The sequence below is a fragment of the Burkholderia aenigmatica genome (assembly GCF_902499175.1).
In the GTDB taxonomy this organism is placed as follows: domain Bacteria; phylum Pseudomonadota; class Gammaproteobacteria; order Burkholderiales; family Burkholderiaceae; genus Burkholderia; species Burkholderia aenigmatica.
The window spans coordinates 56,908-78,639 of sequence record NZ_CABVQC010000023.1 but is presented as its reverse complement, the minus strand read 5'-3'; the positions used below and the strand labels follow the sequence as shown (position 1 = coordinate 78,639).

Genomic DNA, 21,732 nt, shown 5'->3' with positions numbered 1-21,732 from the left:
GCATGAAGGTTGCGCGCGCAACGACACTCATTCTGACGGCTAAGTCGATGGAAATCTTTGGCATTCCGTTGCCGGCGATGCTGAGCCAGTTGCTGCTCGGGCTCGTCAACGGCTCGTTCTACGCGATCCTGAGCCTCGGGCTCGCGGTGATCTTCGGGCTGCTCAACGTGATCAACTTCGCGCACGGCGCGCTGTTCATGCTGGGCGCGATGCTCGCGTGGATGGGCCTGTCGTATTTCGGGCTGCCGTACTGGGCGATGCTCGTGATCGCGCCGCTGGTCGTCGGCGCGTTCGGGATCGTGATCGAGCGCTCGATGCTGCGCTGGCTGTACAAGCTCGATCACCTGTACGGGCTGCTGCTCACGTTCGGGCTCACGCTGGTCGTCGAAGGCGTGTTCCGGTCGATCTACGGCTCGTCCGGCCAGCCGTACGACGTACCGTCGCAGCTATCCGGCGCCACCAACCTCGGCTTCATGTTCCTGCCGAACTACCGTGCGTGGGTGGTGGTCGCGTCGCTCGCGGTGTGTCTCGTGACGTGGTTCGTGATCGAGAAGACGCGCCTCGGCGCGTACCTGCGTGCGGGCACCGAGAACCCGAAGCTCGTCGAGGCGTTCGGCGTGAACGTGCCGATGATGATCACGCTCACCTACGGCTTCGGCGTCGCGCTCGCCGCGTTCGCGGGCGTGCTGGCCGCGCCGGTGATCCAGGTGTCGCCGCTGATGGGCCAGCCGATGATCATCACCGTGTTCGCGGTGGTCGTGATCGGCGGGATGGGCTCGATCCTCGGCTCGATCGTCACGGGCCTGCTGCTCGGCGTGATCGAGGGTTTCACGCGGGTGTTCTACCCCGAAGCGTCGGCCACCGTCGTGTTCGTGATCATGGCGATCGTGCTGCTGTTCCGCCCGGCGGGCCTCTTCGGCAAGGAAAAATGATGCAGAGAAAAGTGCTCTACGGCGTGCTGCTCGCCGCACTGCTCGCCGCGCCGTTCATCGGCGCGTACCCGGTGTTCGTGATGAAGGTGCTCACGTTCGCGCTGTTCGCGGCCGCATTCAACCTGCTGATCGGCTATACGGGGCTGCTGTCGTTCGGCCATGCGATGTTTCTCGCGACCGCCGGCTATGCGACCGGTTATTCGATGCAGACGCTCGGTTTCACGCCGGAGCTCGGCGTGCTCGTCGGCACGGTTGCCGCGACGCTGCTCGGGCTCGTCGTCGGGCTGTTCGCGATCCGGCGGCAGGGCATCTACTTCGCGATGATCACGCTCGCGTTCGCGCAGATGGTCTACTTCATCTACCTGCAGGCGCCGTTCACGCACGGTGAGGACGGTCTGCAGGGCGTGCCGCGCGGGCATCTGTTCGGGCTGCTCGACCTGTCGAACGACGTCGCGCTGTACTACGTCGTGCTGGCCGTGGTCGTGGCCGCGTGCGCATTCATCGTGCGGGTCGTGCATTCGCCGTTCGGCCAGGTGCTCGTCGCGATCAAGGAGAACGAAGCGCGTGCGATCTCGCTCGGCTACGACACCGACCGCTTCAAGCTGCTCGCGTTCATCCTGTCGGCGGGCCTCGCGGGGCTGGCCGGCTCGCTGAAGGTGCTCGTGCTCGGCTTCGAGACGCTGTCGGACGCGTACTGGACGATGTCGGGCCTCGTCGTACTGATGACGCTCGTCGGCGGGATGGGCACGCTGTTCGGGCCGCTGCTGGGCGCGGCGCTGATCGTTGCGCTGGAAGACCGGCTCGGCGACATCGGCGAATGGCTCGCATCGGCGACCGGCATCGGCTGGTTCCATTCGCTCGGCGAATCGGCGACGATCGTCACGGGGCTGATCTTCATCGCATGCGTGCTCGCGTTCCGGCGCGGGATCGTCGGCGAGATGGTCGCGCGGATCAAGCCGCTCAGGGCGTCCTGAATGCGTGCGGCGCGCGTCACCGGGCGTTGATGCGAAGCACCATCCGGCATGCTCCGGAAGGGCGTCGCAGCGGGCTCGGGCCGGCGCCGCGCGGTTGGCTGGTGCCCCATTTTCGTGCGGCGATGCACCATAGGGGTAAATGCTAAGTTGTCGCAGTGTGAAAGGTAATTTAATCTTCGTCTCAGTTCTGATGCACCGCGAAACGAATTTGCAGGTGGAGAACGAGGAGACAATCGAGGCACAAAGTGCCCGGACCCCAAAGCGCTGTTGGACGGAATCCAACAGCGCTTTTTCATTTGCGTGCACGGATTTCCGCCGATGGTGCATCGGCCAGCGCAGTGGCCGTCTTCCGCGCTTGCGTTCGCACCGCGCTTCTTCCGCGCTTCGCCGCGTCCCCCCGTTTTCCCATTTCCCGCTATCCGCTCGCAGACGATGCGCAACCGCGCACCAGCCGTTCGGGCTAACCCGGTTGGCGTGCGCAAAACGCGTCCGTTACACTCAGCTTTCGCCGACCGTGCGGTCGGGAAAATCGGTCGGCAGTTCTCCTACAAGCAGAATGCAGAAGAGGGAGTACGGTTGGATGAGCAGCGCAGGACGATGGATCGGGGCAGGAAGGGCGGCTGGTGCCGTTCGTTCGTCGTGGGGCGGGCCTGTTGTCGCCGTGGCCTTCTCGAGCCGTTCTGCGGGCTGTAGGCGCGTCCCGGCGCCATCGCCGGTCGTTGCGCGCGCATCCGTATCGGACTTCACATCTGCACGCGCATGAGCGGCCGGCTTCCCGATCGTGCGCCGCTCGCGGGCCTGGCCGTATCAGGCCGGATCGACGCGCGTTGCCTTGATCGTTGCGCATGCATCGAGTGCCCGCACGATTCCGCATTTCTCCGCTTCCTTCATCCAGACGACACCGCTGCTGCGCATCGTGACGGTCGAACGACCGTTTCGACCGGCAGCCGGCGCATGCATGCGCGATGCCGTCCGGGTGCCGTCGCGGATGCGGCGTTTCACGGGAAAACGAGCGTAGGCGTGGCCAGGCGGGATAGTTAAATTATTAACTTGTTTTTGGGGACCGGGAGCCGCCCGAGCGACCCGTGGCTTTTTCGAGCAGCGTTTGGAGACAACGTAAATGAAGATGAATCGATGGATGGAGGCCGTGCTCGCCGCGGGCCTCGTGTGCGCGGCGGCGACGGCGTCGGCACAGGTGAAGATCGGCGTGACGCTGTCGGCCACCGGGCCGGCCGCGTCGCTCGGGATTCCGGAAAAGAACACGATCGCGCTGCTGCCGAAGGAGATCGCGGGCAAGAGCGTGCAATACATCGTGCTCGACGACGCTTCCGACACGAGCCGCGCGGTGCAGAACGTGCGCAAGCTGATCGATGAAGATCACGTCGACGCGATCATCGGCTCGTCCGTCACGCCGAATTCGCTCGCGATGCTCGACCCCGTATCGCAGGGCAAGACGCCGACGATCTCGCTCGCGGCGAGCGCCCAGATCATCGCGCCGATGGACGCGAAACGCGCGTGGATGTTCAAGGTGCCGCAGAACGACCAGTTGATGGCCGACGCGATCGCCGGCTACATGGCGAAGCACGGTGTGAAGACGGTCGGCTTCATCGGCTTCGCGGACGCGTACGGCGACAGCTGGTACAAAACGTTCGACGCGGCGGCCGCGAAGAACGGCCTGAAGGTGGTGTCGAACGAGCGCTACAACCGCACCGACGCGTCGGTGATGGGGCAGGTGCTGAAGCTGATGGGCTCGAATCCCGATGCGGTGCTGATCGCCGGCTCGGGTACGCCGGCGGCGCTGCCGGCGAAGACGCTGAAGGAGCGCGGCTACAAGGGCAAGGTGTACCAGACGCACGGCGTCGCGAACAACGACTTCCTGCGCGTGTGCGGCAAGGACTGCGAAGGCGAGATCCTGCCGGCCGGCCCCGTGCTCGTGACCGACCAGCTGCCCGATTCGAATCCGGTGAAGAAGCCGGCGCTCGGCTACAAGGCCGCGTACGAGAAGGCATACGGCGCGGGTTCGCTCGCGACGTTCGGCGGCCATGCGTGGGATGCCGGGCTGCTGCTGCAGCGTGCGATTCCGGAAGCGCTGAAGAAGGGCCAGCCGGGCACCGAGGCGTTCCGCGAGGCGCTGCGCGCGTCGATCGAGAGCGTGAAGGACCTGCCCGTGTCGCACGGCGTGATCAACATGACGCCGACCGATCACAACGGCTTCGACACGCGTGCGCGCGTGATGGTGCAGATCGTCGACGGCAAGTGGAAACTGCAGGCCGAGTAAGCATCACGTGAAACCGGCGTGCGCGGCGCAAATGGCGCCGTGCATGCCGTCGGCAGGGCCGGGCCTGACGGGCCGCGCCCATACCGCCTGGAACCACCGGGGCCGCCTGCAGGGCGCCCGACGCGTCGACCTTGCCGCCCGCGCCCCGGCCGTTCCCGTCTTCCGTTTCTCCACAGCATTCTCGATACACGAAACGTATGGATCTCTCGATTGCAGCGATCCTCGCGCAAGACGGCATCACGACCGGCGCCATTTACGCATTGCTGTCGCTGGCGCTCGTGCTGGTGTTTTCCGTCACGCGGGTGATCTTCATTCCCCAGGGCGAATTCGTCGCCTACGGTGCGCTGACGCTTGCCGCGTTGCAGGCGCAGAAATTTCCCGCCACCTGCTGGCTGCTGTTCGTGATGGGCATCGCGTGCTTCCTGCTCGAAGTCGGCGGCCTGATCCGGCATCGCGAACGGCGTCATCAGCTCGGCCGCACGCTTGCGACACTCGGCAGCCGCTACGTCCTGCTGCCGCTCGCGGTGTTCGCGATCACGCGCAGCTTTGCCGCGCAGCCGCTGCCGATGCTCGCGCAGATCGCACTGACGCTCGCGATCGTCGTGCCGATGGGGCCGTTCGTCTACCGGCTCGTGTACCAGCCGATCGCCGAAGGCACGACGCTGCTGTTGCTGATCGTGTCGGTCGCCGTCCACTTCGCGATGGTCGGCCTCGGGCTCGTGATGTTCGGCGCGGAGGGCTCGCGCACCAACGGCTTCTCGGATGCGTCGCTGTCGATCGGCAGCATGACCGTGTCGGTGCAGAGCATCCTGGTGGTCGTGACGGCGCTCGTACTGATCGGCGCGCTCTACGTGTACTTCGGCCGCACGATCGCCGGTAAGGCGCTGCGCGCGACGTCGGTGAACCGGCTCGGCGCGCGGCTCGTCGGCATCGGCACGACCGAGGCAGGGCGGCTCGCGTTCACGTTTGCGGCGGGGCTCGGCGTGCTGTCCGGGATCCTCGTCGGCCCGTTGACGACGATCTACTACGACTCGGGCTTCCTGATCGGCCTGAAGGGCTTCGTCGGCGCGATCATCGGCGGGCTCGTCAGCTATCCGCTCGCGGCTGCCGGCTCGCTGCTCGTCGGCGTGCTCGAATCGTATTCGTCGTTCTGGGCGAGCGCCTACAAGGAGGTGATCGTGTTCACGCTGATCATTCCGGTGCTGCTGTGGCGGAGCTTCGCGACGCCGCACGCGGAAGAGGAAGAGGAGTGACACGATGAGGACGATGGTACGCAACAAGACCTTCTGGGTGTTTCTCGTGGTGCTGTTCGCGCTGCCGGTGCTGCCCGGCGCGCTGCAGGTGCCGGAATACTGGATCACGCTGCTGAACTACATCGGCCTCTACGCGATCGTCGCGATCGGGCTCGTGCTGCTCACGGGTGTCGGCGGGATGACGAGCTTCGGACAGGCCGCGTTCGTCGGCATCGGCGCGTATGCAACCGCGCTCCTGACGACGCGCTACGGCGTGTCGCCGTGGCTCGCGCTGATCGTCGGTGTCGTGCTGACGGCGCTCGTTGCGCTCGTGCTCGGCGCGGTCACGATGCGGCTGTCCGGCCACTTCCTGCCGCTCGGCACGATCGCGTGGGGCCTCGCGCTGTTCTACCTGTTCGGCAACCTCGAACTGCTCGGCAAGTACGACGGGATCAACGGGATTCCGGCGCTGAACCTGTTCGGCATCGAGCTCGAAAGCGGCCGCAGCCTGTATTTCCTGATCTGGGCGGTCGTGCTGGCCGCGATCGTGTCGGTGCAGAACCTGCTGAACAGCCGTCCGGGCCGCGCGATCCGCGCGTTGCGCGGCGGCGGCGTGATGGCCGAGGCGATGGGCGTGAACACCGCGTGGATGCGCGTCGTGATCTTCGTCTACGCGGCCGTGCTCGCGGCCGTCTCGGGCTTCCTGTACGCACACCTGCAGCGCGCGGTAAACCCGACCCCGTTCGGGCTGAACCACGGGATCGAGTTCCTGTTCATGGCCGTGGTCGGCGGCGTGTCCCACGTGTGGGGCGCGGTGCTCGGTGCGGCGATCCTGACCGTGCTGCAGGACTACCTGCAGACGCTGCTGCCGAAGCTGCTTGGGTCGGAAGGCAACTTCGAGATCATCGTGTTCGGCGTGCTGATGGTGCTGCTGCTGCAGTACGCGCGCCAGGGCGTGTGGCCGTTCGTCGCCAGGCTGTTCCCGCGCGGATCGCATGCGCATGTGCCCGAGCACGCCGATCCGCTGCCGCAACGCGCGAAGCCGGCGGCCGGCGAGCCGCTGCTCGTCGTCGACAACGCGCGCAAGCAGTTTGGCGGGCTGGTGGCCGTCAACGATGTCAGCTTCGACGTGAAAGCGGGGCAGATCATTGGGCTGATCGGCCCGAACGGCGCCGGCAAGTCGACCACGTTCAACCTCGTGACGGGCGTGCTGAAGCCGACGGGCGGCACGATCACGTTCCGCGGCGAGCGCATCGACGGGCTGACGTCGCGCCAGATCGTCCGCCGCGGCATCGGCCGGACGTTCCAGCACGTGAAGCTGTTGCCGGCGATGACGGTGCTCGAGAACGTCGCGATCGGTGCGCACCTGCGTGGCCATACCGGCGTGTGGCGCAGCGTCGCGCGGCTCAATGGCCATGAGGAAGCGCAGTTGCTGGCCGAGGCCGCACGTCAGATCCGCCGTGTCGGGCTCGAAAAGCACATGTACGACGAAGCGGGCAGCCTCGCGCTGGGCCAGCAGCGGATTCTCGAAATCGCGCGCGCGCTGTGCTGCGACCCGACGCTGCTGCTGCTCGACGAGCCGGCCGCCGGGCTGCGCTACCAGGAGAAACAGCAACTCGCCGACCTGCTGCGCCGGCTGAAGACGGAAGGCATGAGCGTGTTGCTCGTGGAACACGATATGGATTTCGTGATGAATCTCACCGACCGGCTGGTGGTGATGGAGTTCGGCACGCGGATCGCGGAAGGGCTGCCGCAGGACGTGCAGCAGGATCCGGCGGTGCTCGAAGCGTATCTGGGCGGGGTGGAGTGATGACGGACACGACGATGCCGATTCTCGAAGTGCGCGGGCTGGCAGTCCGGTACGGGAAGGTGGAGGCGCTGCACGGCGCGGCAATCAAGGTTGGCGCGGGGCAGATCGTCAGCGTGATCGGCCCGAATGGCGCCGGCAAATCGACGCTGCTGAACGCGATCATGGGCGCGCTGCCGGTGAACGGGCATGCGTCGGGCGCGGTCGTGTATCGCGGTCACGACGTCGGCGCCTTGCCGGTCGAGCAGCGTGTCGCACGCGGGATGTGCCTTGTACCGGAAAAGCGTGAGCTGTTCAGCACGATGACGGTCGAAGACAACCTCGTGCTGGGCGCGTATCGGCGCAAGCAGGCCGGCGAAGCGAACTTCCTCGACCAGCTCGATCACGTGTTCGCGCTGTTTCCGCGGCTGAAGGAGCGGCGCAAGCAGGCGGCCGGCACGCTGTCCGGCGGCGAGCGGCAGATGCTCGCGGTCGGCCGCGCGCTGATGGGCAAGCCCGACCTGCTGATGCTGGACGAGCCGAGCCTCGGGCTGGCGCCGCTGATCGTGAAGGAGATCTTTCATATCATCAGCGCGTTGCGCGGCACGGGCGTGGCGACGCTGTTGATCGAGCAGAATGCGCGGGCTGCGCTGCAGATCTCCGACTACGGCTATGTGCTTGAGACGGGCGAGTTTGCGCTGGAAGGGCCGGCGGCCGAGCTCGCGCAGAATCCGCGCGTGATCGAAACGTACCTTGGGTTGGCGAAGAAAACGGCTTGATCGGTGGAGCGGTTGGCTGGAATCGGGCGGCGTGTTTCACGTGAAACACGCCGTTTTTGTTTTAGGGTTGAGATCTGACTCCGATACATCGACGGTTAACAACCAGGGGATAAGTACCGGAGGAACAGTCAAAAGCTCTGTGCAGTGGCGATGGGTGGAGGTATCCACAGTGCAGATGGCGATCCGGTTTGTCGTTCGGAGTTGGTCCCTCGCTCCACAGGCCGACGATGTGCCGCGCCACAGGGGATAACTGTCCAGGGAACCGACGGAAATTCTGTGAGGAGGCGGGTGGATGTGGTTGCACAGAGTATTTCGTCCGGAGTGTTGGGTGGGGCACAGGCCTCGAACGGGTTGGATGTTTCACGTGAAATCTCCGGGCAACTGGATCTCTGCACAGGCGCAACGATGTGCGGCGGGCGGGCTCGAGGCATTGCCTGAGTGGGCTCTGAGCCACAGATTCATCGGTCCAATGCCGAAAAATCGCGGAATTGCACAGACCCTACCAATCGGACGGCATTCGGGTGAAAAGCGAACCCGCTATAATTCGGCCCATACATTTCTCAGATAGGTTCGTGCGCAGTCCTGCGGACGGAATCCACCATGCTTTTTCCCACAGAATTTGACGTCATCGTTGTCGGTGGCGGTCATGCCGGCACGGAAGCCGCGCTGGCGTCCGCCCGTATGGGCGCAAAGACACTGCTGCTGACCCATAACATCGAAACGCTTGGGCAGATGAGCTGCAATCCGTCGATCGGCGGCATTGGCAAGGGCCATCTGGTCAAGGAAGTCGATGCGCTGGGCGGCGCAATGGCAGCCGCGACCGACGAGAGCGGTATTCAGTTTCGGATCCTCAATTCGTCGAAGGGTCCGGCTGTGCGCGCGACGCGCGCGCAGGCCGATCGCATCCTGTACAAGGCCGCGATCCGCCACCGGCTCGAGAACCAGCCGAACCTCTGGCTGTTCCAGCAGGCCGTCGACGACCTGATGGTCGAAGGCGACCGCGTGGTGGGCGCCGTCACGCAGATCGGCATCCGCTTCCGCGCCCGCGCGGTCGTGCTGACCGCCGGTACGTTCCTCGACGGCAAGATCCACGTCGGCCTGAACAACTACACGGGCGGCCGTGCGGGCGATCCGGCGGCCGTGTCGCTGTCGTCGCGCCTGAAGGAGCTGAAGCTGCCGCAGGGCCGCCTGAAGACCGGTACGCCGCCGCGTATCGATGGCCGTTCGATCGATTTCTCGAAGCTGGACGAACAACCGGGCGATCTCGATCCGATCCCCGTCTTCTCGTTCCTGGGCCGCGCGGAACAGCATCCGCAGCAACTGCCGTGCTGGGTCACGCACACGAACGAGCGCACGCACGACATCATTCGCGGCGGCCTCGATCGTTCGCCTATGTATACAGGCGTGATCGAAGGCGTCGGGCCGCGCTATTGCCCGTCGATCGAGGACAAGATTCACCGGTTTGCATCGAAGGAATCGCACCAGATCTTCCTGGAGCCGGAAGGGCTGACGACCAACGAGTTCTACCCGAACGGGATCTCGACGAGCCTGCCGTTCGACGTCCAGCTCGAGCTCGTGCACTCGATGCGCGGCCTCGAGAACGCGCATATCCTGCGCCCTGGCTACGCGATCGAGTACGACTACTTCGACCCGCGCGCGCTGAAGGCATCGCTCGAGACGAAGGCGATCAACGGGCTGTTCTTTGCGGGCCAGATCAACGGCACGACCGGCTATGAAGAAGCGGCCGCGCAGGGTCTGCTGGCCGGCCTCAATGCGGGTCGCTACGTGCAGGAGAAGGACGCATGGTGCCCGCGCCGTGACCAGGCCTACCTTGGCGTGCTGGTCGACGATCTCGTGACGCGCGGTGTGGCCGAGCCGTACCGGATGTTCACGAGCCGCGCCGAATATCGCCTGAGCCTGCGCGAAGACAATGCGGACATGCGCCTGACCGAGATCGGCCGCGAACTGGGGCTCGTCGACGACGCGCGCTGGGACGCATTTAGCCGGAAGCGCGACGCTGTTTCACGTGAAACCGAACGCATGAAGTCGACGTGGGTCACGCCGAAAACGTTGCCGGCGGAAGAGGCGACCGCGCTGCTCGGCAAGGCAATCGATCACGAATACAGCCTCGCCGAGCTGCTGCGCCGTCCGGGCATCAGCTACGACGGCGTGTGCGGCCTGAAGGGTGGTGAATGCGGCCCCGCGGAGCCGCTGGCTGACGATCCGGTGCTGCTCGAGCAGATCAAGGAGCAGGTCGAGATCGGCATCAAGTATCAGGGCTATATCGAGCGTCAGGCATCGGAGATCGAACGCAACGATGCGAACGAGAACACGCGCCTGCCGGACGGTATCGATTACCGCGAAGTCCGCGGCCTGTCGTTCGAGGTGAGCCAGAAGCTCAACGAGTTCCGGCCGGAAACGATCGGGCAGGCATCGCGCATCTCGGGTGTCACGCCGGCGGCGATCTCGCTGCTGATGGTGCACTTGAAGCGCCGCGGCCTGGGCCGTCGTAATGGCACCGCCGAAGCGGCAACGGAGCAGGGGGACGGCACCGTCCCGACGCAACAATGACGGCGCGTCGCGCGCCGGCGGTTAATCGGGACGTACTGGAAGAGATGCTCGTCGAAGGCACGACGGCGCTCGACCTTGCTCTGACGGATGCACAACGCAATCAGCTGCTCGACTACGTCGCGCTGCTCGGCAAGTGGAATGCGGTCTACAACCTGACCGCGATCCGCGACCCGAAGCAGATGCTGATCCAGCACATCCTCGATTCGCTCTCCATCGTCTCGCATCTGCGTGGCCGTGCATCGGCCCGCGTGCTCGACGTTGGCTCGGGTGGCGGGTTGCCCGGTATCGTGCTGGCGATCGTTGAGCCGGACTGGCAGATCACGCTGAACGATATCGTGCAGAAGAAGTCTGCATTCCAGACTCAGATGCGCGCGGAGCTGAAGCTTGCGAACCTGTCGGTGGTCACGGGGCGGGTCGAATCGCTGCAGCCGGGTGTCGAAGTGCCGGAAAAATTCGACATGATCGTATCCCGCGCTTTCGCGGATCTGTCCGACTTCGTTAAACTTGCTCGACATCTGGTCGCGCCGGGCGGATCGATCTGGGCAATGAAGGGTGTCCGTCCGGACGACGAGATTGCGCGGTTGCCGGAAGGCAGCCGCGTCAAGCAGACGATACGGTTGGCGGTACCGATGCTCGATGCCGAACGGCATCTGATCGAAGTAGCCGTCGACGAGGCGAATTGAAGGGAAGGCGCGCAGTAGCGCGCCGTTTGTTTGAAGGTAAAGGGAATACACCAACGATGGCAAAGATCTTCTGCGTTGCGAACCAGAAGGGGGGCGTCGGCAAGACGACGACATCGGTCAATCTCGCCGCAAGCCTTGCAGCGCAGGAGCAACGAGTCCTGCTGATCGACCTCGACCCGCAGGGTAACGCGACGATGGGCAGCGGGATCGACAAGGCTGCCTGCGAAGCGACCGTGTACGAAGTGCTGGTCGACGGCGTATCGGTGACCGACGCGCGCATCCGCCCGGAAGGCGTCACCTACGACGTGCTGCCCGCGAACCGCGAGCTGTCCGGTGCCGAGATCGAACTGATCAACATCGACAACCGCGAGCGCCGGCTGAAGGCCGCACTCGAGCGCGTAGCCGAGGATTACGACTTCGTGCTGATCGACTGCCCGCCGACGCTGTCGCTGCTGACGCTGAACGGGCTGTGTGCGGCGCATGGCGTCGTGATCCCGATGCAGTGCGAGTACTTCGCACTGGAGGGGTTGTCGGATCTCGTCAACACGATCAAGCAGGTTCACGCGAACATGAATCGCGACCTGAAGATCATCGGCTTGCTGCGCGTGATGTTCGATCCGCGCATCACGCTGCAGCAGCAAGTCTCCGATCAACTGAAAGCGCACTTCGGCGACAAGGTGTTCGACGCGGTGATTCCGCGCAACGTGCGCCTGGCGGAAGCGCCGAGTTACGGGCTGCCGGGCGTCGTGTTCGACCGCAGCTCGCGCGGTGCGCAAGCGTATCTCCAGTTCGGTGCCGAGATGATCGAGCGCGTTCGCGCGTTCGAGGTGTCGTGATCCGGACATGAGCGAAGCGAGGAAGAAAGACATGAACGCGGTACCAAAGAAGAAGGGCTTGGGACGTGGCCTCGAAGCGCTGCTCGGCGGCAGTGCCGATATCACCGAAGCGGTGAAGATCGAAGGGGCACCGAACACGCTCGCGCTCGGCAAACTGCAGGCCGGCAAGTACCAGCCGCGGACGCGGATGGACGAAGGCAGCCTGCAGGAGCTCGCGGCGAGCATTCGCGCGCAGGGCGTGATGCAGCCGATCCTGGTACGGCCCATTTCGTCAGATAAATACGAGATCATTGCGGGCGAGCGCCGTTTCCGCGCGGCGCGCCTGGCGGGCCTCGATGAAGTGCCGGTGCTCGTGAAGGACGTGTCGGATCAAGCCGCCGCGGCGATGGCGCTGATCGAGAACATCCAGCGCGAGGACCTGAACCCGCTTGAAGAAGCGCACGGTATCCAGCGCTTGCTCGACGAGTTCGGTTTCACGCACGAACAGGCGGCCGAATCGGTCGGCCGTTCGCGCAGCGCGGTGTCGAACCTGCTGCGCCTGCTGAACCTGGCTTCGCCGGTGCAGACGATGCTGCTGGCCGGTGATCTCGACATGGGGCATGCACGCGCGCTGCTCGCCGTCGATGCGGCCACGCAGATCACGCTTGCCCATCAGGTCGTCAACAAACGCATGTCGGTGCGCGAGACCGAGAAGCTCGTTACGCACACGACGAAGGAGGCGCCTGCGGTGAAGGCGCGCGCGAAGGACGACGGCGGTCGCGATACGCGCCGTCTCGAGGAGGAGTTGTCCGACCTGCTCGCGTCAACGGTGAAGATCAAGCTCGGCCGCCGCGGGCGAGGGCAGGTGACGATCGACTTCGGCAACCTCGACGCGCTCGAGGGCATTCTCGTGCGGCTGCGCGGCAACGTCGCAACCGAAGAGTAACGGGCGGCCAATGGAGGAGACGGGCGCACCGGCGCCGCGCCGGTGGCTCGGATGGCTTGCGCAGGAGCCCGTTCTATCGGTGCTCGCGCTGGGCTTGATCCTGCTGCAATGGGTGCATCCGCAACCATTTTCCATCTTGGCCGATCGGGTCGACTGGCAGACGGTCGCGACGCTCGCAGGCCTGTTGATGCTGACCAAGGCGCTCGAGTTGTCCGGCTGCCTGATGTGGCTCGCGCACCGCATCGTGCACCACGTGCATTCCGAACGTGGGCTCGCGATGCTGCTGGTCGGGTTCGCCGCGGTGCTGTCGATGTGGCTCACCAACGACGTCGCGCTGTTCGTCGTCGTGCCGTTGATGGTGTCGCTGCGTGCGCTGACGCCGCTGCCGTTCCGGCGGCTCGTGATCGTCGTCGCGCTGGCTGTCAATGCGGGGTCCGTCGCGACGCCGCTCGGTAATCCCCAGAATCTTTTCCTGTGGCAATTGAGCGGCGTGTCGTTCGGCCGCTTCGTGGTGACGCTCGGGCCGCTTGCGATCGCCCTGATGGCGCTGCTGTTCGTGCTGACTGCGTGCGCGTTTCGCGCGAAGCCGCTCGATCTGTCAGGCGACGTCGCCGCCATTCCCGTCCAACGCATGCACGCGCTGATCGCGGCGGTGCTGTTCGCGGTATTCGTGCTGCTCGCCGATGCGCATCATCCGCTGCCGGGCCTGCTTGCCGTCGCGATCGTGTTGCTTGCCGTAAAACGTGACGCAGTCCTTAAGATCGACTGGCTGCTGCTGCTGATCTTCGTACTGATGTTCGTCGTGCTGCGCAGCGCGGCGGCGCTGCCCGTCATCCATGACGCGATTGCGCATGCACGTCTCGACTCACCGCTGCGCGTCTTCGCGGCGGGTGCCGTGCTGTCGCAGGGCATCAGCAACGTGCCGGCCGCGATCCTGCTGTCGGAGTTCACGCATGACTGGCGCGCGCTTGCATTCGGCGTATCGGTCGGCGGTTTCGGTTTCGCGATCGGCTCGCTTGCGAACCTGATCGCGGTGCGTCTCGCGAAGGAGCCGCGCATGTGGCTGCCGTTCCACCTGGTCTCGATTCCGTTCGCGCTCGCCAGCGCGGCACTCGGCGCGTGGCTGCTCGTTCACGGTTGAGCGAGGCGGGTTCGTGCGGCACAGGCGTGCCATTCGGGTGGCGGGGAGGGCGCACAGCATTCGCGCTGGTTGCGGGGTTGTGGATAAGTGCGGCAAACCACAGTCGATCGACTGTGGTGGCATGACAACTGATTGGATAAATCCGCGCGCCAGCGTCGGTCGGGATTTCGCGTATCCGATGTGGCTGGCGGCCACAGTGTTTTGTCTGTTCGGCGTTTCGCGCGCAGCGCGAGCCCGGAGCCACGTCACAGCGTGGTTTTTGGGTGGCGATCGTGCCGCCCTGCCAGCGCCCGCAGCGGGCATCGCTTCCTCGCCATTTCATCGACACCGGATTTTTTCGAGCAAGAAATACCGGTGCAAAAAAGCGACCTTACAACTGTCATCGTACGTCGTCGAATCGCAGGTTTTTTCACATCATGAGGTGACGTTTTACGCTGGTTTTTGTCGCGTCTAAAGCCTTGAATCACTTGCAACTATCGCTTACAATCGCCCGGATTTGTTAGCTAGGCACCCCTGAAAGCTTTCAGAAAGCTTGGGGCCGGGTTCAAGGATTTTGCGGAAGATTGCGATGGCGGGTCAGGCGCCGGACGACAGGCACGATGATCAGCGCACGCAACGCACCGCTTCAGCGGCCGGCGAGCGGCGCGAATTCGATGATGACTGGGATGCCGAGCAGCAAGAAAACAATATCGTTCCGCTCACACGGGTAGAAGCCGAAAAGCTGTTCGGCCCGGACGTGAGCAAGCCCTCGCGCGTGACCCCCTATAAGGTGGTATTCGCGCAAGTGGTTCTGTCCCTGGTTGCAACGCTGGCGTGGTGGCTGTTTTCGAAGTCGCCGGGCGCCGCTGCGCAATCCGCGTTTCTGGGCGGAGCGATCGGCTGGGTGCCCAGTGCGGTTTTCGTGGCACGACTGAAGGCAGGTGGCTCGGCCACCGTGATGAGCTGGGTGATGGGCGAAGCCCTGAAGCTCGCTCTGACGATCGGGATGTTCACTGCAGTGGCGTTCGGCTGGTCCGGCGTGCACTGGGTGCCGTTCCTCGTCACGTACCTCGTCGTGCTGAAGACGTACTGGATCGCGCTGGCCTGGCGGTAAGGAACAAGCAGCGTGTGGTTTCGACAACGAACCGCACCGGCCCGTTCCCGCAATAGCGTGTTGCGGAACTGGCAAAACGATTTTCGACAATTTGGGTGGCATTAACGATATGGCAGCTAGCGAAGGCACGCGCGGTCCGGATCCGTCCGAGTACATTGCGCACCACTTGCAGAATTTCTCCACCTCGCATCAGACGTCGATTTTCGACATTCACGTCTGGAATATCGACACGCTGTTCTGGTCGATCGTTTGCGGCATCGTGACGATCCTCGTGCTGCGTCTGGCCGCCCGCAAGGCGACGTCGGGCGTGCCGGGCCGTTTCCAGTGCGCGATCGAGATGCTCGTCGAGATGGTCGAAGACCAATCGAAGGCCATCGTTCACGGCAATCGTACCTTTATCGCTCCGCTCGCGCTCACGGTGTTCGTGTGGGTCGCGCTGATGAACTCCCTCGACTTCCTCCCGGTCGACCTGCCGGGCCGCGTGATCGGCCTGCTCGGTCTGTCGGACGTGATTTCCCACCATCGCATCGTCCCGACGGCCGACCTGAACGGCACGCTCGGCATCGCGCTCGGCGTGTTCGTCCTGATGATCTACTACAGCATCAAGATCAAGGGCGCGGGCGGCTTTGTGCATGAGCTGCTGTCGGCACCGTTTGGCGCCCACCCGCTGCTGTGGATCCCGAACCTCGCGCTCAACATCGTCGAATATCTCGCGAAGACCGTCTCCCTCGGTATGCGACTGTTCGGCAACATGTACGCGGGTGAGCTGTTGTTCCTGTTGATCGCCCTGCTCGGCAGCATGTGGAGCTTCGGTGGCGACGCAACGTTCCTCGGCTTCGTTGGCCACGTGATCGCGGGCAGCGTCTGGGCAATCTTCCACATTCTGATTGTTCTGTTGCAGGCATTCATTTTCATGATGCTGACGCTGGTGTATCTCGGCCAGGCGCACGACAAGCACTAAGCGCGGCGTGCAAGAAAGAGTTTCCGTTTTAGTTTTTTAAATCTCAGTTCCAAGTCTTTTCACAAAGGAGTGATCATGCAAGCTTACATCGCCAACATCCAGGGTCTGACCGCCATCGGTATCGGCATCATCATCGGCCTGGGTGCAATCGGCGCCTGTATCGGTATCGCGCTGATGGGTGGTAAGTACATCGAAGCCTGCGCACGTCAGCCGGAACTCATCAACCCGCTGCAAACGAAGATGTTCCTGCTGGCTGGTCTGATCGACGCGGCATTCCTGATCGGCGTGGGTGTTGCAATGCTGTTCGCGTTCGCGAACCCGCTCCTGTCGAAGCTCGTCGCAGGCTAAGGTTCCTCGGAAATATGCGTCCGGCGCAAGCCGGCGCAGGGCGGAACGGAGACTTGGGGCGCTGATCGAATGCAACTCGATGAGCGCCTTACCGTTTCATTTTTCCGGAATAGCAGATAAGGAAACACCGTGAATCTCAACGCAACTCTGTTTGCGCAAATGGTCGTGTTCCTGGTCCTCGCGTGGTTCACGATGAAATTCGTGTGGCCGCCGTTGATCAACGCCCTCGACGAACGTTCGAAGAAGATCGCCGACGGCCTCGCCGCCGCCGAGAAGGGCAAGGCAGAACTCGACGCCGCGCACAAGCGCGTGGACCAGGAACTCGCGCAGGCCCGCAATGACGGCCAGCAGCGCATCGCCGACGCTGAAAAGCGTGCCCAGGCGGTCGCCGAGGAAATCAAGTCCAACGCCCAGGCTGAAGCCGCCCGCATCATCGCCCAGGCGAAGGCGGAAGCAGAACAGCAAATCGTGAAGGCGCGCGAAGCGCTGCGTGGCGAAGTCGCTACGCTGGCCGTGAAGGGCGCCGAGCAGATCCTGAAGCGCGAAGTCGATCAAACGGCCCACGCCCAACTGCTGAATCAACTGAAAGCCGAGCTCTGATCATGGCCGAACTTGCAACCATCGCCCGCCCTTACGCAGAAGCGCTGTTCCGCGTGGCCGAGGGCGGTGACATCGCCGCCTGGTCCACGCTCGTGCAAGAGCTGGCCCAGGTTGCGCGTCTGCCGGAAGTGCTGTCGGTCGCGTCGAGCCCGAAGGTGACGCGCACGCAAGTAGCCGAGTTGCTGCTTGCTGCGGTGAAGTCGCCGCTCGCGGCTGGCGCCGAAGCGAAGAACTTCGTGCAGATGCTGGTCGACAATCATCGCATCGCGCTGCTGCCGGAAATCGCCGAGCAGTTCGAGGCGCTCAAGAACGAACGTGAAGGTGCAGCCGACGCCGAGATCGTGAGCGCGTTCCCGCTGAACGGCGCGGATCTCGAGAGTCTCGTCTCGGGCCTCGAACGCAAGTTCAAGCGCAAGCTGAAACCGACGATCGCAGTCGATTCGTCGCTGATCGGCGGCGTGCGCGTGACGGTCGGCGACGAAGTGCTCGACACCTCGGTTCGCGCGCGTCTCGCATCGATGCAGGCTGCGTTGACCGCCTGAGCGCCACGCCGGCACGCAACAGAATTGACTATCAGGAGCGAATAATGCAACTCAATCCCTCTGAGATCAGCGAGCTGATCAAGAGCCGGATCCAGGGCCTTGAAGCGAGCGCAGACGTTCGCAACCAGGGCACCGTGATCTCCGTGACCGACGGTATCGTGCGTATCCACGGCCTGTCGGACGTGATGCAGGGCGAAATGCTCGAGTTTCCGGGCAACACGTTCGGTCTCGCGCTGAACCTCGAGCGCGACTCGGTCGGCGCGGTGATTCTCGGCGAATACGAACACATCTCGGAAGGCGACATCGTCAAGACGACGGGCCGCATTCTGGAAGTCCCGGTTGGTCCGGAACTCGTCGGCCGCGTGGTCGATGCGCTCGGCAACCCGATCGACGGCAAGGGCCCGGTCAACGCAAAGCTGACCGACGCGATCGAAAAGATCGCCCCGGGCGTGATCTGGCGTAAGTCGGTGTCGCAGCCGGTGCAGACGGGCATCAAGTCGATCGACGCAATGGTGCCGATCGGCCGTGGCCAGCGTGAGCTGATCATCGGCGACCGTCAGTGCGGCAAGACCGCAGTGGCGCTCGACGCGATCATCAACCAGAAGGGCAAGGACCTGATCTGTATCTACGTCGCGATCGGCCAGAAGGCTTCGTCGATCATGAACGTGGTTCGCAAGCTCGAAGAAACGGGCGCGATGGAATACACGATCGTCGTCGCCGCTTCGGCTTCGGATTCGGCTGCGATGCAGTACCTCGCACCGTACGCCGGCTGCACGATGGGCGAATACTTCCGCGACCGCGGCCAGGACGCGCTGATCATTTATGACGACTTGACCAAGCAAGCTTGGGCATACCGTCAGATTTCGCTGCTGCTGCGCCGCCCGCCGGGCCGTGAAGCTTACCCGGGCGACGTGTTCTATCTCCACTCGCGTCTGCTCGAGCGTGCTGCTCGCGTGTCGGAAGAGTACGTCGAGAAGTTCACGAACGGCGAAGTGAAGGGCAAGAGCGGCTCGCTGACGGCACTGCCGGTCATCGAAACGCAGGCTGGCGACGTGACCGCGTTCGTTCCGACGAACGTGATCTCGATTACCGACGGCCAGATCTTCCTGGAAACCGACCTGTTCAACGCAGGCATCCGCCCGGCAATCAACGCCGGCGTGTCGGTGTCGCGAGTCGGTGGCGCCGCTCAGACGAAGGTCGTGAAGAAGCTGTCGGGCGGTATCCGTACCGACCTCGCGCAGTATCGTGAACTGGCGGCATTCGCCCAGTTCGCATCGGACCTCGACGAAGCGACCCGCAAGCAGCTCGAGCGCGGCCGCCGCGTGACGGAACTGCTGAAGCAGCCGCAGTACCAGCCGCTGCAGGTGTGGGAACTGGCCGTGTCGCTGTACGCCGCAAACAACGGCTACCTCGACGACCTCGACGTCAAGCAAGTGCTGTCGTTCGAGAAGGGCCTGCGCGAAAACCTGAAGACCAGCCACGCTGACCTCATCAAGCGCATCGAAGACACCAAGGATCTCTCGAAGGACGACGAAGGCGCACTGCGCTCGGCGATCGAATCCTTCAAGAAGTCCGGTGCCTATTGATCCGCGAGTGACACACTGAGGCCGCGCGGGTGCTGATGCACCCGCGCCGCTTCGGTCAAGGAGCAAGCTATGGCTGGAATGAAGGAAATTCGCGGCAAGATCAAGAGCGTGCAGAACACGCGCAAGATCACGAAGGCGATGGAGATGGTGGCCGCATCGAAGATGCGTCGCGCGCAGGAACGCATGCGCGCCGCTCGTCCGTATGCGGACAAGGTCCGTGCCATCGCTGCGCACATGAGCCGCGCGAACCCGGAGTACCGCCACCCGTTCATGGTGGCGAACGAAGGCGCGAAGACGGCCGGCATCATCCTCGTCACGACGGACAAGGGTCTGTGCGGTGGTCTGAACACCAACGTGCTGCGTGCGACGGTGCAGAAGTTCAAGGAGCTGGAAGAGAAGGGCCAGAAGCTCGAAGCCACCGCGATCGGTAGCAAGGGCCTCGGGTTCCTGAACCGCTTCGGCGCGAAGGTGATGTCGCAGGTCGTGCACCTCGGCGACACCCCGCATCTGGACAAGCTGATCGGCGCCGTGAAGACGCAGCTCGATCTGTACTCGGAAGGCAAGCTGTCGGCGGTTTATATCGCTTACACGCGCTTCGTCAACACGATGAAGCAGGAAGCCGTGATCGAGCAGTTGCTGCCGCTGTCGTCGGAACACTTCGAAGCCGATGACGGTACGCCGGCCACGTCGTGGGACTACATCTACGAGCCGGACGCGCAGGCAGTCGTCGACGAACTGCTCGTGCGTTACGTCGAGGCGCTGGTGTACCAGGCCGTCGCGGAAAACATGGCGTCCGAGCAATCGGCGCGCATGGTCGCGATGAAGGCCGCGTCCGACAACGCGAAGACGGTGATCAGCGAACTGCAGCTCGTGTACAACAAGAGCCGTCAGGCCGCGATCACGAAAGAACTGTCGGAGATCGTCGGCGGCGCAGCCGCTGTTTAAGCGCGCGCCCGGGACGACAACTGCGCCTTTGCGCGAGTAAAGAATCAGGTATTTAAAGGAAAAGCGATGAGTACTGCTGCTTTGGTAGAAGGCAAGATCGTACAGTGCATCGGCGCCGTTATCGACGTGGAATTCCCGCGCGACAGCATGCCGAAGATCTACGACGCGCTCATTCTCGATGGCTCGGAACTGACGCTCGAAGTCCAGCAACAGCTGGGCGACGGCGTGGTCCGTACCATTTGTCTGGGTGCATCCGACGGCCTGCGCCGCGGCCTGACCGTGAAGAACACGGCAAAGCCGATCTCGGTGCCGGTCGGCAAGCCGACCCTCGGCCGAATCATGGACGTGCTTGGCCGTCCGATCGACGAAGCTGGCCCGATCGAAAGCGAAGTGACGCGTTCGATCCACCAGAAGGCTCCGGCGTTCGACGAACTGTCGCCGTCGACCGAACTGCTCGAAACGGGTATCAAGGTTATCGACCTGATCTGCCCGTTCGCAAAGGGCGGCAAGGTTGGCCTGTTCGGCGGTGCTGGCGTGGGCAAGACCGTCAACATGATGGAGCTCATCAACAACATCGCGAAGGAACACGGCGGTTATTCCGTGTTCGCGGGCGTGGGCGAGCGTACCCGTGAAGGGAACGACTTCTACCACGAAATGAAGGACTCGAACGTTCTCGACAAGGTCGCGCTGGTGTACGGCCAGATGAACGAGCCGCCGGGCAACCGTCTGCGCGTCGCGCTGACCGGTCTGACGATGGCCGAGCACTTCCGTGACGAAGGCCTCGACGTGCTGTTCTTCGTCGACAACATCTACCGTTTCACGCTGGCCGGTACCGAAGTGTCGGCACTGCTCGGCCGTATGCCGTCGGCAGTGGGCTATCAGCCGACGCTGGCTGAAGAAATGGGCAAGCTGCAAGAGCGCATCACGTCGACCAAGAAGGGCTCGATTACGTCGGTTCAGGCCGTGTACGTCCCTGCGGATGACTTGACCGACCCGTCGCCGGCTACGACCTTCGGCCACCTGGACGCAACCGTCGTTCTGTCGCGTGACATCGCTTCGCTGGGTATCTACCCGGCGGTCGACCCGCTCGACTCGACGTCGCGCCAGATCGACCCGAACGTGATCGGTGAGGAGCACTACTCGATCACCCGTCGCGTTCAGCAGACGCTGCAGCGCTACAAGGAACTGCGCGACATCATCGCGATTCTGGGTATGGACGAACTGTCGCCGGAAGACAAGCTGTCGGTCGCGCGCGCTCGTAAGATCCAGCGTTTCCTGTCGCAGCCGTTCCACGTCGCTGAAGTGTTCACGGGCTCGCCGGGCAAGTACGTGCCGCTGAAGGAAACGATCCGCGGCTTCAAGATGATCGTCGACGGCGAGTGCGACCACCTGCCGGAACAGGCGTTCTACATGGTCGGCACGATCGACGAAGCCTTCGAAAAGGCCAAGAAGATCTCGTAAGGATTCGAGTGAGTCGCACGGCGCGTGCGGGTCGGGTTGTCGGTCTTCATTGACCGATA

At 63.8% G+C, this 21,732-nt stretch carries 20 protein-coding genes; 19 read left to right on the top strand and 1 reads right to left on the bottom strand.

The features are described 5' to 3' along the window. The first annotated feature begins 47 nt into the window (after positions 1 to 47). Together BDO18943_RS18150 and BDO18943_RS18145 are read left to right on the top strand one after the other, a co-directional pair. Positions 48 to 932: a branched-chain amino acid ABC transporter permease gene (locus BDO18943_RS18150; RefSeq protein WP_043184865.1), complete on the top strand. Its 885-nt coding sequence runs from the start codon at positions 48 to 50 to the stop codon at positions 930 to 932. Next, positions 932 to 1,906: a branched-chain amino acid ABC transporter permease gene (locus tag BDO18943_RS18145; protein ID WP_043184866.1), complete on the top strand. Its 975-nt coding sequence runs from the start codon at positions 932 to 934 to the stop codon at positions 1,904 to 1,906. Before BDO18943_RS18150 ends, BDO18943_RS18145 begins: the two co-directional genes overlap by 1 nt. Positions 1,907 to 2,713: 807 nt before the next feature. Here BDO18943_RS18145 and BDO18943_RS18140 read toward each other — a convergent pair. After that, entirely contained in the window at positions 2,714 to 2,908 is a 195-nt protein-coding gene (locus BDO18943_RS18140) for a hypothetical protein (protein ID WP_175023469.1), read from the bottom strand. A 118-nt stretch (positions 2,909 to 3,026) separates the two neighbouring features. Between BDO18943_RS18140 and BDO18943_RS18135 the strand changes: the two genes are divergently transcribed. The 17 genes from BDO18943_RS18135 (at position 3,027) to atpD (ending at position 21,673) form a co-directional block, all read left to right on the top strand. Next, on the top strand, positions 3,027 to 4,184 hold the full coding sequence (locus tag BDO18943_RS18135) for an ABC transporter substrate-binding protein (protein ID WP_175023468.1): 1,158 nt from the start codon (positions 3,027 to 3,029) through the stop codon (positions 4,182 to 4,184). Between the two features lie 197 nt (positions 4,185 to 4,381). Then, positions 4,382 to 5,437 (top strand): branched-chain amino acid ABC transporter permease, encoded by a 1,056-nt coding sequence (locus BDO18943_RS18130; RefSeq protein ID WP_043184875.1) that lies wholly within the window; start codon positions 4,382 to 4,384, stop codon positions 5,435 to 5,437. Positions 5,438 to 5,441: 4 nt separating this feature from the next. After that, the gene (locus BDO18943_RS18125) at positions 5,442 to 7,226 is read left to right on the top strand and encodes a branched-chain amino acid ABC transporter ATP-binding protein/permease (protein ID WP_175023467.1); all 1,785 of its coding nucleotides are present in this window, start codon (positions 5,442 to 5,444) and stop codon (positions 7,224 to 7,226) included. Further along, on the top strand, positions 7,226 to 7,981 hold the full coding sequence (locus BDO18943_RS18120; RefSeq protein ID WP_043184876.1) for an ABC transporter ATP-binding protein: 756 nt from the start codon (positions 7,226 to 7,228) through the stop codon (positions 7,979 to 7,981). The genes BDO18943_RS18125 and BDO18943_RS18120 overlap by 1 nt, the downstream gene beginning before the upstream one ends. Positions 7,982 to 8,581: 600 nt before the next feature. After that, a complete protein-coding gene (mnmG, locus tag BDO18943_RS18115) occupies positions 8,582 to 10,552 on the top strand; it encodes a tRNA uridine-5-carboxymethylaminomethyl(34) synthesis enzyme MnmG (RefSeq protein ID WP_175023466.1) in 1,971 nt (656 codons plus the stop codon). Beyond that, positions 10,549 to 11,235: a 16S rRNA (guanine(527)-N(7))-methyltransferase RsmG gene (gene rsmG, locus BDO18943_RS18110; protein WP_175023465.1), complete on the top strand. Its 687-nt coding sequence runs from the start codon at positions 10,549 to 10,551 to the stop codon at positions 11,233 to 11,235. Before mnmG ends, rsmG begins: the two co-directional genes overlap by 4 nt. 56 nt (positions 11,236 to 11,291) lie before the next feature. Further along, a complete protein-coding gene (locus BDO18943_RS18105; RefSeq protein ID WP_089449645.1) occupies positions 11,292 to 12,071 on the top strand; it encodes a ParA family protein in 780 nt (259 codons plus the stop codon). 31 nt (positions 12,072 to 12,102) lie between these two features. Beyond that, complete coding sequence (locus tag BDO18943_RS18100; protein WP_027788713.1) at positions 12,103 to 12,996, top strand: ParB/RepB/Spo0J family partition protein; 894 nt, start codon at positions 12,103 to 12,105, stop codon at positions 12,994 to 12,996. Between the two features lie 10 nt (positions 12,997 to 13,006). Then, positions 13,007 to 14,137, top strand: coding sequence for an SLC13 family permease (locus BDO18943_RS18095; protein ID WP_175023464.1), 1,131 nt, complete (start codon positions 13,007 to 13,009; stop codon positions 14,135 to 14,137). Positions 14,138 to 14,705: 568 nt separating this feature from the next. Further along, positions 14,706 to 15,230 (top strand): ATP synthase subunit I, encoded by a 525-nt coding sequence (locus BDO18943_RS18090; RefSeq protein WP_174960087.1) that lies wholly within the window; start codon positions 14,706 to 14,708, stop codon positions 15,228 to 15,230. Positions 15,231 to 15,339: 109 nt separating this feature from the next. Beyond that, positions 15,340 to 16,191 carry a F0F1 ATP synthase subunit A gene (gene atpB / locus BDO18943_RS18085; protein WP_043184890.1) on the top strand — a complete coding sequence of 284 codons (852 nt, stop codon included), beginning with the start codon at positions 15,340 to 15,342 and terminating at the stop codon, positions 16,189 to 16,191. Between the two features lie 75 nt (positions 16,192 to 16,266). Continuing rightward, entirely contained in the window at positions 16,267 to 16,539 is a 273-nt protein-coding gene (gene atpE, locus BDO18943_RS18080; RefSeq protein ID WP_021160442.1) for a F0F1 ATP synthase subunit C, read from the top strand. 129 nt (positions 16,540 to 16,668) lie between these two features. Continuing rightward, positions 16,669 to 17,139 (top strand): F0F1 ATP synthase subunit B, encoded by a 471-nt coding sequence (locus tag BDO18943_RS18075; protein WP_011350523.1) that lies wholly within the window; start codon positions 16,669 to 16,671, stop codon positions 17,137 to 17,139. Positions 17,140 to 17,141: 2 nt separating this feature from the next. Further along, positions 17,142 to 17,681, top strand: coding sequence for a F0F1 ATP synthase subunit delta (locus BDO18943_RS18070; protein WP_043184892.1), 540 nt, complete (start codon positions 17,142 to 17,144; stop codon positions 17,679 to 17,681). A 44-nt stretch (positions 17,682 to 17,725) separates the two neighbouring features. Beyond that, positions 17,726 to 19,267 (top strand): F0F1 ATP synthase subunit alpha, encoded by a 1,542-nt coding sequence (atpA, locus tag BDO18943_RS18065; protein WP_021160444.1) that lies wholly within the window; start codon positions 17,726 to 17,728, stop codon positions 19,265 to 19,267. Between the two features lie 69 nt (positions 19,268 to 19,336). Continuing rightward, the gene (atpG, locus tag BDO18943_RS18060) at positions 19,337 to 20,212 is read left to right on the top strand and encodes a F0F1 ATP synthase subunit gamma (RefSeq protein ID WP_175023463.1); all 876 of its coding nucleotides are present in this window, start codon (positions 19,337 to 19,339) and stop codon (positions 20,210 to 20,212) included. 66 nt (positions 20,213 to 20,278) lie between these two features. Then, on the top strand, positions 20,279 to 21,673 hold the full coding sequence (atpD, locus tag BDO18943_RS18055; RefSeq protein ID WP_043184897.1) for a F0F1 ATP synthase subunit beta: 1,395 nt from the start codon (positions 20,279 to 20,281) through the stop codon (positions 21,671 to 21,673). The last annotated feature ends 59 nt before the right edge of the window (positions 21,674 to 21,732 follow it).